Source organism: Pseudonocardia sp. DSM 110487 (assembly GCF_019468565.1).
GTDB lineage: Bacteria > Actinomycetota > Actinomycetes > Mycobacteriales > Pseudonocardiaceae > Pseudonocardia.
Window position 1 is genome coordinate 5,840,422 of record NZ_CP080521.1, and the last position, 12,545, is coordinate 5,852,966.

A 12,545-nucleotide genomic window follows, 5' to 3' on the forward strand; every position below is an offset into this window, starting at 1 on the left:
TCTTCCGGATCACTCCCCCTTCGCGCCGTCGATCAGCTCCCGGACGATGTCGAGGTGGCCCAGGTGCCGGGCCGATTCCTGCAGGACGTCCATCAGCAGCCGCTCGATCCGCACCGGCCCGTGGTATCCCTCGACGAACCCTGACCACTCCACCGTGCGCAGCGTCTGCTGACTCAGCTCCCACTCCGCGTCGTACGCCGCCACAACGGAGGCGATGGTCTCGTCGGGACCGACCCGGAACTCGAAGTCGTGGTCGTCGGGGCGCCACAACGACGGGAGGTCCTGACCGCCGACCGTGCGTTGGATGTGCTGCCGCTGCACCGCGGTCAGGTGTTTGACCAAGCCGAGTGGATTCATCACCGGCGACGTCGGCAGAGGCGTTGCGCGCGCGTGCTCCTCGTCGAGTCCGTCCAGCTTGTTGACGGCAGTGGTGTGGATGAACTGAAAGTAACCGATCACCGACTCCCTCAACGTGGAGTCCACCGGCGGCCAGGCCCGGTCTCTGAGCACCATGCGGAGATCATGCAGGGGCTCTCCGACACTCCGGCAGCACGCGGGATGCGCGGGAACCGCGACGTCGCCAGCCACGGGCCGAACTCCCGCAACAACGTCCTGTAGGGCCGGTCGGTGCGGCAATGCCCGAACCTCACGGAGCGTTGATCCGCCGGGACCGCACCGCCTTGTACGTGCGATTCAGGGCCGTCGTCGTCCGGTCGTACGAGCGTTGGGCCACCCCGACGAAGAGGCAGTCGATCACGGCGAGCTGGGCGATCCGGCTGGCCATCGCGCCGGAGCGGAACGTCGTCTCCCTAGCGGCGGTGGTGAGCACGAGGTCGGCGTGCGCGGTGAGCGGGGACGGGACGAAGTTGGTGATCGCGATCGTGCGCGCTCCCGACTCCCTCGCGGTTCGCAGTGCGTCGATGGTGTCGACCGTGGAGCCGGTGTGCGAGATGCCGATCGCGACGCAGCCATCGTCGAGCAGGGCGGCCGAGGTCAGCGCGGCGTGCGGGTCCGGCCACACGAAGGCGAGCAGGCCGATGCGGTGCAGCTTCTGGTGCAGGTCCTGTCCCACGAAGCCGTTCGCCCCGATGCCGTAGACGTCGATCCGCCGCGCCGTCGCCACGGCGTCGACGGCCGCGGCGAGCGCGTCCAGGTCCAGGGTGGCGGCGGTGTCCTGCACGGCGGCGGCGTCGCTGAAGGCGATCTTCGCGACGATGTCGGCGAGCGAGTCGTCGCGGTCGATGTCCGGGGAGAGCACAGCGCCGTCAGCAGCGGCCTCCCGGCCGGTCTCGCGCGCGAGCGCGAGCCGCAGCTCCGGATAACCCTGGAAGCCGGCCGACCGGCAGAACCGCATGACGGTGGCCACCGACGTCTCGGTTTGCTGCGCGAGCCGCCCGATCGGCAGCTCCGCGGTGCCGGCCGGATCCCGAAGCACCGCATCGGCGACCCGCCGCTGCGCCGGGCGAAGCGACGGCGCGACGGCGCGGATCCGCACGAGGGCAGTCACCCGGGCAGTATCCACGACAATTTGTTACGTCCTGGTCGACGGTCACGGAAACTCTTGACCCGAGGGTGGACCTCGTGATCCGGTAGCCGCCATGCGTCGGATCGGTGCGGCAATGGCGGCCGCGGCGGTACTGCTCACCGCCTGCTCCGGGGGCGGCGGTGCACCCGCCGGAGGCGCCGCGCCGAGCGGCCTCGTCGTCGGATCGACATCCGACCCGGACACCCTCTTCCCCTGGAAGGCCACGCAGTTCCAGGCCGTCCACGTCCTCGAGCAGCTCTACGGCACCCTCACCGAGCTGGACGCCGACCTCGAGGTGGTGCCCGGCCTCGCCGAGTCGTGGCGGGTGTCCGAGGACGGCAAGACGATCACGATGACGCTGCGCACGGGCGTCACGTTCGCCGACGGCAGCGCGTTCGACTCCGCCGACGCGAAGGCCTCCCTCGACCGGATCCGCGACGAGGCGACCGGCGCCGTCGCGGCCGCGAGCCTCGCCTCCGTCACCGCGGTGGACGCGCCCGACCCGGCCACCGTCGTGCTCACGCTCTCCGGGCCGGACGCCGGCATCCTCGCCGCCATGGCCTCGGTGAACCTCGCGATGCTGCCCAGCGACGCCACCGAGCAGGCCCTCCAGGCGACCCCGAACGGGACCGGCCCGTTCACGCTCACCCAGCGCACGCCGAACCAGTCGATCGCGCTCGCGCCCAACCCGGCCTTCTGGGGCGGAGCGCCCCGGCTCCCGTCGCTGGAGTTCCGGGTCATCCCCGACGAGACGTCGATCGTGTCGGCGATGCAGTCCGGCAACGTCGGCTTCGCGGTGTTCGACGACCCGCTGGTCGCGCAGAGCGCGGAGGGGTCCGGCCTCACCGTCACCGACACGCCGCAGCTCTCCTACCACGTGCTGCAGCTGAACGCCCGCCAGGCGCCGCTCGACAACCTCGACGTGCGGCTGGCGATCCAGTGCGCCATCGACCGCCAGCAGGTGCTCGACACGGCGGCGCTGGGCGAGGGGGAGGTGACCGGACCGATCACCTCCCCCGCCTACCGCTCCGACCCGGCCGCGCGGCCGTGTCCGCAGCGCGACGTCGAGGCCGCGAAGCGCCACCTGGCCGCGGCAGGGCACGCAGGCGGCCTCACGCTCGCGGCGATCGTGTCGCAGGGCGAGTACGCCACGTCCGTCAACGAGGCCACGAACATCCAGGCCCAGCTGGCGGAGGCCGGCATCACCCTGAACCTGGACGTGCTGGAGTCCGGCGCCTACGTCGACCGCTGGGTGGCGGCCGACTTCCAGACCGCGGTGGCGCTCAACGGCGGCCGTCCCGACCCGGACGGCATGTACGGGCGGTACTTCACCAGCACCGGGAACCTCAACAAGGTCGCCGGCTACTCATCCCCCGCCCTCGACGGGCTCTTCGCGCAGGGCAAGGCCACGGCCGACCCCGAGGCCCGCAAGCGGATCTACGAGCAGGTGTCGGCGGAGCTGGAGAACAACGCGGCCTGGGTCTGGCTCTTCACCAGCTTCACCTACACGGCCACCAGCCCCGAGGTCACCGGCTTCCGGCCGATGGCCAACGGCTCGCTGAAGTACCTGCGCGAGACCTCCGTCGGCGGGTCATGATCGTTCGCCACCCGGTCGTCCGGCGCCTGCTCGAAGCCCTCGCCACCCTCCTCGGCGTTGCGGTACTGGTCTTCGTGATGCTCCGCGCGATCCCCGGCGACCAGGTCACGGCGAGCCTCGGCACCGAGGCCGCCGCTCTCACCCCGGCCCAACGCGCGGCGCTGGAGGCCTACTACGGCCTCGACCAGCCGCTGCCGGTCCAGTTCCTGTCCTGGCTCGGTGCCGTGGCCACGGGCAACCTCGGCGCGTCGCAACGCAGCGGCGAGTCGGTGCTGCGGATGACCGCCGCGGCGCTGCCGATCACCCTGGAGCTCGCGGTCCTGTCGCTGGTGATCGGGCTGGTTCTCGGGGTCGCCGCGGCCATGCTCTCGGCGTCCCGCCCGAACTCAGCCCGCGACGCGGTCGGCCAGGCCGTCGGGCTGGCCGGGCTCTCGGTGCCGGCGTTCCTGCTGGGCTCGGCGCTGCTCGCGCTCTCGGCCCGGTTCCTCGGCTACAACCCCAACGCCGAGCAGTTCGCGCCCCTGATCGCCGACCCGGCGCTGCACCTGCAGCAGCTGCTCATGCCGGCCCTCGTGCTCGGGTTCGGGCTCGCGGCCCCGATCATGCGGACGGCGCGGTCGGCGCTTCTGGAGGTGCGATCGCAGGACTACGTGCGCACGGCCCGCGGCAAGGGAGTCGGGCCGCGCAGGCTGGCGCTGCGCCACGTCCTGCCCGGCGCGCTCGTCCCGATCGTGACGATGACCGGCCTGCAGTTCGGCTACCTGCTCGGCGGCGCCGTTGTGGTCGAGCAGATCTTCTCGGTGCCGGGCATCGGGCGGCAGGTGCTGCTCGGGATCCAGCAGAAGGAGTACGCCGTGGTGCAGAGCACCGTGCTCGTCGTCGCGCTGACGTTCGTGCTGGTCAACCTCGGCACCGACCTGCTGTACCGGGTGATCGACCCGCGGGTGCGGGCCGCATGAGCACGCTCGTCACAGCGGGGTTGCCCGCGGCGACCGGGCGGCGCGGGCTGCTGCGGCGCACCCTCGCGACCCGCAGCGGCGCGTTCGGCGCGGTGCTGGTCGGGGTGGTCGTGCTCGCGGCGCTCGTCGCGCAGCTGGGGCTCCTGCCCTACGACCCGCTCGTCCAGGCGCCCAGCGAGCGGCTCGGCGGCCCGTCGGGGATGCACTGGTTCGGCACCGACCAGTTCGGCCGCGACGTCCTCACCCGCTCCGCGGCGGGCGCGGCCGCGTCGCTGCAGATCGCGGTTGTGGCGGTCGCGATCGCCGCGGTGGCCGGCACGGCCGCGGGCGTCGCGGCGGGGTTCTTCCGCGGGTGGTCGGACCGCTCGGTCCTCGGCGTCACCAACGTGCTCTTCGCGTTCCCGCCGCTCCTGCTCGCGCTCGCGCTCGCGTCGACGTTCACGCGCACGTGGCTGACGGTCGCGATTGCCATCGCCATCGTCTACACGCCGATCTTCGTGCGGGTGGCGCGCGGGCCGGTGCTGTCGCTGCGGGAGGCCGACTTCGTGCGCGCCACCACCGTGCTCGGGTTCTCCCCGCTGCGCACGCTCACCCGGCACGTGCTGCCGAACATCGCGCCGATCGTGATCGTGCAGGTCACGCTGTCGCTGTCGTGGGCCGTGCTCACCGAGGCGTCGCTGTCGTTCCTCGGGCTCGGCACGCCCCCGCCTGCCCCGTCGCTGGGCGCGATGGTCCTCGAAGCGCGGGTGCTCGTGAACGTCGCATGGTGGACGATGGCCGCCCCCGGCGCCGTGATCGTCGCGCTGGTGGTGGGGCTCAATCTCCTGGGCGACGGCCTACGCGACGCGCTCGATCCACGAAACGGGGGCTCGCGATGAGCGGCCAGGACGGGTGTCGGCAAGGTGGCCGTGCTGACCTCTCGGCGGGGCTCGACGGGCTGGAGACCGAGCGGGCCGATCCGCGGTACGCCGCGATCGATCGCGCCTCCGTCGCGGAGCTGGCCACGCTCATGAACGATGCTGACGCCACCGTGCCCGCCGCCGTACGCGCCGCGCTGCCGCGGATCGTGCCGGCCATCGAGGCGGTGGCCGACCGGATGCGCGATGGCGGGCGGCTGCTCTACGTCGGCGCGGGGACGCCCGGTCGCCTCGGCGTGCTCGACGCCTCGGAGTGCCCGCCGACGTTCAGCACGCCGCCCGACCTGGTCCGCGGCCTGATCGCGGGAGGAGAGCCTGCGATGTTCGCCGCGCAGGAGGGCGTGGAGGACGACGCGGACGCCGGGCGCGCCGTGATCGCCTCGGAAGAGGTGGGACCGGCCGACGCGGTCGTCGGGATCACCGCGAGCGGCCGCACGCCCTACGTGCTGGCCGCCATCGCCGAGGCCCGCATGCGCGGCGCGCTCACCGTCGGGGTCTCGTGCAACGCGGGCACCGCGCTCTCCGCCGCCGCTGAGCACGGCATCGAGGTGCTCGTCGGTCCAGAGGTGGTGGCCGGCTCCACCCGGCTCAAGGCGGGCACCGCGCAGAAGCTGGTGCTCAACATGTTCTCGACGATCGTGATGGTGCGGCTGGGCAAGACCTACGGCAACCTCATGGTCGACCTCGGCGCCACCAACGCGAAGCTGCGCGAGCGGGCGATCCGGATGGTCCGCACCGTCACCGGCGTCTCCCGCGAGCGCGCCGAGGAGGCCCTCGAGGCGTCGGGGATGCGGGTGAAGCTCGCGATCCTCCGGCTCGAACGCGGCCTCGAGACGGCCGAGGCGACCGCCCGTCTCGCGGCCGCGGATGGCCGGCTGCGGGACGTCCTGGAGCGGCCGTGAAGGTCCTCGGGCTGATCTCCGGCACCTCGCACGACGGGATCGACGCGGCCGTCGTCGACTTCGCGCTCGACGGGGACGTGCTTCTCGGGCAGGTCACGGCCGCGACCAGCACCCCGTACGACCCCGCGCTGCGGGCCCGCCTCCGCGCCGCACTGCCCCCGGCCACCACGACGCTCGCCGAGGTGTGCGCGCTCGACACCCTGATCGGGCAGGCCTTCGCCGACGCTGCGGCTGCCGCGCCGCGCGTGGACGCGGTCTGCTCACACGGCCAGACCGTGTACCACTGGGTCGAGGGCGCCCGAGCGCTCGGCACGCTGCAGATCGGGCAGCCCGCCTGGATCGCCGAGCGGGCCGGCGTGCCGGTCGTGGCAGACGTCCGGATCCGCGACATCACCGCAGGCGGGCAGGGCGCCCCGCTCGTCTCGTACCTCGACACCCTGCTGCTCGCCGGGCTGCCCGGCCGGCCCGCCGCCCTCAACCTGGGCGGGATCGCCAACATCACCGTGCCCGGCTCGCCACCCCTCGCGTGGGACACCGGCCCGGCCAACGCACTGATCGACGCGGCCGTGCTGCGCACCGGCGCCGACCCGGCCGGCTACGACGTCGACGGCGCGCTCGCCGCTCGTGGGCACGTCGACGAGGACCTCCTCGCCGACCTGCTCGCCGAGCCCTACTACCGGCTGCCGCCACCCAAGAGCACGGGCAAGGAGCTGTTCCACGAGGGCTACCTCGACACAGCCCTCACCCGCCCGATCGAACCCGCGGACCTGATCGCGACGCTCACCGCCCTCACCGCCCGTACGGTGGCAGATGCGGTGCGCGGCGCGGGCGTGGACACGCTCGTCGTCTCCGGCGGTGGCGCCGCCAACCCGACCCTGCTCGCCATGCTCGGCGCCGAGCTGCCCGGCGTCCGGTTCGTGCCGTCGGCCGACCTGGGTGCGCCGCGGGACGCGAAGGAGGCGATCGCGTTCGCGCTGATCGGCTGGCTGACCCTGCACGGCCTGCCTGCCACCTTGCCGAGCTGCACCGGCGCGAGCGGCGAGCGCGTCCTCGGCACGATCACGCCGGGCGCGGGCCCGCTGCGACTGCCCGAGCCCGCAGCCGTGCCGAAAGCGCTGCGCCTGACGGTGCGGGTCGAGGCGAGGGCGCCGTGAGCGCGCCCGTGCTCCAGGTGCGGGACCTCGCGGTGGGAACCCGCGCCGCCGAGATCGTGCACGGCGTCGACCTCGTGCTGCACCGCGGCGAGACCGTCGGGGTGGTCGGCGAGAGCGGCTCGGGCAAGTCGGTCACGATGCTCGCGCTGATGCGGCTGCTCGGCGACCCGCTCCGGATCACCCGCGGCAGCGTCCGGTTCGGCGGCCGCGACCTCGCGACACTCTCCGAACCGGAGATGAGGGCGCTGCGCGGGCGCGAGATCGCGATGGTCTACCAGGACCCGATGACCTCGCTGCACCCCCTGATCCGGGTGGGCGAACAGGTCGCCGAGGTGATGCTCGTGCACGGCGTGGACGCCCGCACCGCCCGGAAGCGCACCCTCGACCTCTTCTCCCGCGTCGGCATCCCGGACCCGGCCCGCACGGTGCGCGCCTACCCGCACGAGTTCTCCGGCGGCATGCGACAGCGGGTCGTCATCGCGATGGCACTGGCGCTGCGCCCCACCCTGCTCATCGCCGACGAGCCGACCACCGCCCTCGACGTCACCATCCAGCAGCAGATACTGGGGCTCGTCGCCGAGCTGCAGCGCGAGCTGGGTATGACCACGATCTGGGTGACCCACGACCTGGGCGTGGTCGCCCGGCTCGTGGAGCGGGTGGTCGTGATGTACGGCGGGCACGTCGTCGAGGACGCTCCGGTGCGCGAGATCTTCACTGCCCCGCGGCACCCGTACACCGCGCGGCTGCTCGCGTCGCTGCCCAACCCCGCCGACGACGACCGTCCGCCACTCGCGCAGATCCCCGGCCGGCCGCCGCTGCCCTCCGAGCCGGTCGAGGGATGCCCGTTCCGCCCGCGCTGCCCGCAGGCTCGCGACGTCTGCGCGGAACGCCCGCCGCTGCTGGACCGCGGCCCCGGCCGGGCCGCCTGCTGGGTGCCGGTGGAGATATGGACCTGATGCTGGAGGCCCACGACCTCGAGAAGAAGTATCCCGTTCGCGGCACGGACCAGGTCGTGCACGCGCTGAACGGGGTGTCGCTCGCGGTCGGGCCCGGCGAGACGCTCGGCGTCGTCGGCGAGTCCGGCTGTGGCAAGTCGACCCTGGCCCGGGTGCTGGTGCGGCTGGACGACCCGACGCGGGGCCGGGTCGTGCTGGACGGCGTGGACCTCACGGCGCTGCGCGGCAGGCGGCTGCGGGCGCACCGCAGGCACGTCCAGATGGTGTTCCAGGACCCGTTCTCCTCCCTCGATCCACGCCAGCCGGTCGGCGCTGCCCTCGACGAGGTGCTCACCGTGCACGGGCTGCGCAGGCCGGGCCGCGTCGAGGAGCTCCTCGACCTCGTCGGGCTCCCTGCCGAGTTCACGGCGCGGCTGCCGCACGAGATGTCGGGCGGGCAACGCCAGCGCGTCGGGATCGCCCGCGCGCTCGCACCGGAGCCGCGGGTGCTGCTGCTCGACGAGCCGGTGTCCGCGCTCGACGTCTCGGTGCGGGCCGAGGTGATGAACCTGCTCGCGCACCTGCGCGCCGAGCTGGGACTGGCGCTCGTGTTCATCAGCCACGACATGGCGATGGTGCGCCAGATCAGCGATCGTGTCGCCGTCATGTACTTCGGGCGGATCGTCGAGGAGGGCGGCTGGCGGGAGGTCCTCGCGGATCCGCTGCATCCCTACACGGCGGGCCTGCGCGCCGCCGTGCCCGTGCCGGACCCGACGATCACCCAGCCGCTCACCCCGACCGTGGTCGGCGAGGTGCCCGACCCGGTCCAGCCGCCTACCGGGTGCCCGTTCCATCCCCGCTGCCCACACGCGGAGGACATCTGCAGGGCCGAGCTGCCGCGGCTCGTCGAGATCCGACCGGGCCACCGGGCGGCCTGCCACGTGGCGGCCCGGTGACCCTCCAGGAGGTCGTGAACGCGCTCGTGGCGCCGGACGGGGCGCCGCCCGGCGCCTGCCTCGCCGTGCGCGCGCCCGGCATCGACGCACTCGCGGTGGCCGGCCACCGGCAGGTGCTCGGAGTCGACGACCCGTTGCCGATGACCGCGGCGACCAGCCACGATCTCGCGTCGGTCACCAAGGCGTTCACGACGACCGCGCTCGCCGCCCTCGACATCGACCTGACCGCCCCGGTGCGCCGTTACCTGCCGGACGCTCCCCCGGTCACGGTGGACGACCTGCTGTTGCACCGCGGCGGGCTCTGGGAGTGGTGGCCGACCTACTGCGACGCCGCCGGGCCGGACGAAGGCGCCCGGCTCGTGCGGGCGCTGCCACTGCGCTACGCACCGGGCGCCGGGCGGCACTACTCGGATCTCGGGTTCATGCTCCTCGGGCAGGTGGTCGCGACCGCGGCCGGCGCCCCGCTGCCGGATGCCCTCCGGGAGCTGGTGCTCGATCCCGCCGGGCTGACGCAGACCGCTTTCGGGACGCCGGTGGGACCGGAGGCCGCCGCGACCGGTGCCGGCGATGCCATCGAGCGGCGGATGCTCGACACCGGCGAGCCCTACCCCGTGCCCCGTTCCGCCGCCGACTTCGCCGGCTGGCGCCGGACCGTGATCGTCGCCGAGGTATCGGACGGCAACGCCTTCCACACCTTTCGTGGCGTGTCCGGGCACGCTGGGCTGTTCTCGACCGTCGAGGACCTGCTGCGGCTCGGCGCCACCCTGTGCGCATCCGCCGCCGGGGACGGACCGTGGCACGCCCTCGGCACCTACCTGTCGACCGGGCCGGACGCCGGCCAGTCGCGCGGCTTCCGCTCGTGGACCACCGCCGTGCGCGGCTGCACGGCGACCGCATACGGGCATCCCGGCTTCACCGGCGTCACCCTCGCCGTACTACCGGAGCACCGGGCGAGCGTCGTGCTCGCCGCCAACCGCCTCCAGGTGCACGGCGACCCGGTGCCGAACGAGGAGATGTGGTTACCCGTCCTGCACACCGCACACCTCTTGCTCCACTACCGCGGCGACTGATCGCCATGTTCACGTCCGGAGCCGGTGAACGTCGGGTCACGCGCTGACGAGCGCGGAATCGCCCTGGCCGCGACCACCGCCAGTATCGCCGCGGCCGCCGCCACGAGGAACGCGATGGTGAACCCGCCTTCGGTGGGCAAGCCTGCCGCCGGGGTGATGATCGCGGCGGCGACCTGCGCGCCTGCCGCTCCCCCCACGGTCCGCAGGATCGTGTTGATGCCGGTCGCCGCGCCGGTCTCGTCGGGGCGCACCGCGCCGACGATGAGGGTGCCGAGCGCGGCGAACGCGAGCCCGTACGCCAGGCCGAGCACAGCGCCGGCCGCGGCTACCTCCCACACGGCGTCATGGGCGAGGGCCAGCGCCACGAGCGCGGCCGCGGCCAGCAGCGCGCCGACCTGGAACGTGGCGCGCCCTCCCATGCGCGCCGTGAGCCGCGCGCCGAGCGGCGCCGCGATCACCATGATCACCGCCATCGGGGCGATCAGCAGGCCGATGCCGGCGGCGGTGGCGCCGAGGCCGTAGCCCGCGGCGGGCGGTACCTGCGCGAGCTGCGGAATGAGGGTGACCGCTGCGAACATCCCGACGCTGACGACGAGCGTGGCCAGGTTGGTCGCCGCGATCGGCCGGCGGCGCAGCAGCCGCAGGTCGACGACGGGGGCCGCGACCCGCAGCTCCACCAGCACGAACGCCACCGCGGCCCCGATCGCGACGGCGGCGGTGGCGAGCGTCGCCGCCGAGTCCCATTCCCAGGTCCGGCCCTGGCTCACGACGAGCAGCACGGCGACGAGGACCACGGACAGCAGCAGCGCGCCCCCGACGTCGAGCGTCGCGGCAGGCGCCCGCTCCTCCGGCTCGCCCACCACGGCCGCCCCGGCCAGCGCGACGAGACCGAGCGCCGCGCAGAGCCAGAACAGCACCGGGGTGCCGAGCACGCCGGCGAGCGGTCCGGCGAGCACCATGCCGAGCGCACCGCCGACGCCGAACATCGCGCTCAGCCCGGCGACGACCCCGGTCAGGCTGCTCGCCGGGACGGTACGGCGGGCCAGCCCGAAGGCGACGGGGAACACCCCGGCGGACAAGCCCTGGACCACGCGTCCGAGCAGGAGACCCGCGAACGATCCTGTGTGGTCGGCGACTGCGGCCAGCACGCTGCCCGCCACGAGCACCCCGAGGCTCACGAGCATGACGCGGCGATGGCCGTGGACGTTGCCGAGGCGCCCTGCCACCGGCGTCGCCACCGCGGCAGCGAGCATGAAGCCGGTCAGCAGCCACGTCACGGCGGCCGCCGAGACCCCCAGCTGCCGGCCGAAGACCGGGAGCACCGCCAGAACGACGGTCTGGGCCGTCGCCACGCCCAGCGCAGCGACGAAGAGGGCGGCGGTGAGCACGGCGGGCGTGGCCACGCGGGTCGCCATCTGGTTCGGGTTCCTCTCGGGGCCGGCGAACCGGCGGGCGATGGCGACGCCGGCGGCCGTGAGGGCGGCCAGGACCCACATCAGTCGCTCTCCAACCGGGCCAGTGCCCATGAGCGCGCCTGCCCTGGATCGTCCGTGGCGAATGTCGGGCAGCCCCACATCTTCGCCCCGGAGCGGAGCTGTTTGGCGTTGTTCCGCTGGCCCTCCTCCGACAACACGAAGGCCAGACCACGGCAGTGCTCGACCAGCCCCGGCCGAAGCCGTTTGAGCATCCGCACCCGTTCCGCCACCCCCGCGATGCGTCGGCCCCTCTTCGGCCCGTCGGCGGCTACCTCGGGCATCCGCACGACGGCGGCGAACAACTCGCCTCGCCGCACCGCGGCCATGAGGGCCTCGAAGACGGCGGTCGGCGCCGCCTCCGGCGTGGCGTCGGAGACGTCCACATCGACGATCCGGTCCATGCACTCACCTCCTGAAGTCAGGTGAGGCGACCCTAACACAGTTTGTGACCATTGGTCTCTAATGCGGTCACTAGGATCCCCGCGGTGACAGCGGCAGCGGGCAGACCGGGACGACCGGCGCGGCTGTCCCGCGAGCTGATCGTCGCGGCGGCGTTGCGAGGCGACCTGGCGAGCCTGACGATGCGGGAGCTCGCCGCCCGGCTCAACGTCTCCCACTCGGCGCTCTACCGCTGGGTGGCCGACCGCGACGAGCTGTTCGACCTGATCAGCGAGGTGATGGTCGAGCGCATCCTGCCGACGTCGGAGCCGACGCCCGCGGACTGGCGGGACTGGCTCGCCCGGCTCGCGTGGGCGATGCACGACGAGTTCCTCGCGGTGCCCGGGTACGCCGCGCACGTCGCCGCGCCGCACCGGCACAACCCCCGCTCGTTCGGGCTGCTGCGCGACCAGGTGATCGCCGCGTTCCGGGCGGCAGGGGCCTCACCGGAGATGGCCGCGCAGAGCTGGTACGTCTTCGGCCTGGGGGTCGTCCAGTGGCTCGGGGCGCAGCAGGCGGGCCACGACCTCGGCCCGGTCACCCCGCGCTTCGACCTCTTCATCGACACCCTGCTGCGCGGCCTGCCCACACGAGAACCCGTGGAGCACTAGACACCC

At 73.5% G+C, this 12,545-nt stretch carries 13 protein-coding genes; 9 read left to right on the top strand and 4 right to left on the bottom strand.

Annotated elements, in window-relative coordinates; genetic code table 11:
• Positions 1-9 precede the first annotated feature (9 nt).
• Together K1T35_RS27265 and K1T35_RS27270 are read right to left on the bottom strand one after the other, a co-directional pair.
• Positions 10-459 carry a DinB family protein gene (locus K1T35_RS27265; protein ID WP_220254675.1) on the bottom strand — a complete coding sequence of 150 codons (450 nt, stop codon included), beginning with the start codon at positions 457-459 and terminating at the stop codon, positions 10-12.
• A gap of 187 nt (positions 460-646) precedes the next feature.
• Complete coding sequence (locus tag K1T35_RS27270; protein WP_255620778.1) at positions 647-1,507, bottom strand: MurR/RpiR family transcriptional regulator; 861 nt, start codon at positions 1,505-1,507, stop codon at positions 647-649.
• Between the two features lie 91 nt (positions 1,508-1,598).
• Between K1T35_RS27270 and K1T35_RS27275 the strand changes: the two genes are divergently transcribed.
• The 8 genes from K1T35_RS27275 to K1T35_RS27310 are packed head-to-tail and all read left to right on the top strand — an operon-like array spanning position 1,599 to position 10,015.
• A complete protein-coding gene (locus K1T35_RS27275) occupies positions 1,599-3,122 on the top strand; it encodes an ABC transporter substrate-binding protein (protein ID WP_220254677.1) in 1,524 nt (507 codons plus the stop codon).
• Positions 3,119-4,081, top strand: a complete 963-nt coding sequence (locus K1T35_RS27280) for an ABC transporter permease (protein WP_220254678.1) — start codon at positions 3,119-3,121, stop codon at positions 4,079-4,081. Before K1T35_RS27275 ends, K1T35_RS27280 begins: the two co-directional genes overlap by 4 nt.
• A complete protein-coding gene (locus tag K1T35_RS27285; RefSeq protein ID WP_220254679.1) occupies positions 4,078-4,959 on the top strand; it encodes an ABC transporter permease in 882 nt (293 codons plus the stop codon). The genes K1T35_RS27280 and K1T35_RS27285 overlap by 4 nt, the downstream gene beginning before the upstream one ends.
• Positions 4,956-5,900: an N-acetylmuramic acid 6-phosphate etherase gene (murQ, locus tag K1T35_RS27290; RefSeq protein ID WP_220254680.1), complete on the top strand. Its 945-nt coding sequence runs from the start codon at positions 4,956-4,958 to the stop codon at positions 5,898-5,900. The genes K1T35_RS27285 and murQ overlap by 4 nt, the downstream gene beginning before the upstream one ends.
• Positions 5,897-7,054, top strand: a complete 1,158-nt coding sequence (locus K1T35_RS27295) for an anhydro-N-acetylmuramic acid kinase (RefSeq protein ID WP_220254681.1) — start codon at positions 5,897-5,899, stop codon at positions 7,052-7,054. Before murQ ends, K1T35_RS27295 begins: the two co-directional genes overlap by 4 nt.
• Positions 7,051-8,010 carry an ABC transporter ATP-binding protein gene (locus tag K1T35_RS27300; RefSeq protein ID WP_255620779.1) on the top strand — a complete coding sequence of 320 codons (960 nt, stop codon included), beginning with the start codon at positions 7,051-7,053 and terminating at the stop codon, positions 8,008-8,010. Before K1T35_RS27295 ends, K1T35_RS27300 begins: the two co-directional genes overlap by 4 nt.
• A complete protein-coding gene (locus K1T35_RS27305) occupies positions 8,001-8,945 on the top strand; it encodes an ABC transporter ATP-binding protein (RefSeq protein WP_220254682.1) in 945 nt (314 codons plus the stop codon). Before K1T35_RS27300 ends, K1T35_RS27305 begins: the two co-directional genes overlap by 10 nt.
• A complete protein-coding gene (locus K1T35_RS27310; protein ID WP_220254683.1) occupies positions 8,942-10,015 on the top strand; it encodes a serine hydrolase in 1,074 nt (357 codons plus the stop codon). Before K1T35_RS27305 ends, K1T35_RS27310 begins: the two co-directional genes overlap by 4 nt.
• On the opposite strand, the gene K1T35_RS27315 is transcribed toward K1T35_RS27310, so the two are convergent.
• Positions 10,000-11,511 (bottom strand): MFS transporter, encoded by a 1,512-nt coding sequence (locus K1T35_RS27315; protein ID WP_220254684.1) that lies wholly within the window; start codon positions 11,509-11,511, stop codon positions 10,000-10,002. The genes K1T35_RS27310 and K1T35_RS27315 overlap by 16 nt on opposite strands.
• Entirely contained in the window at positions 11,511-11,891 is a 381-nt protein-coding gene (locus K1T35_RS27320) for a hypothetical protein (protein WP_220254685.1), read from the bottom strand. Before K1T35_RS27320 ends, K1T35_RS27315 begins: the two co-directional genes overlap by 1 nt.
• A gap of 84 nt (positions 11,892-11,975) precedes the next feature.
• Between K1T35_RS27320 and K1T35_RS27325 the strand changes: the two genes are divergently transcribed.
• Entirely contained in the window at positions 11,976-12,539 is a 564-nt protein-coding gene (locus K1T35_RS27325; protein ID WP_255620780.1) for a TetR/AcrR family transcriptional regulator, read from the top strand.
• The last annotated feature ends 6 nt before the right edge of the window (positions 12,540-12,545 follow it).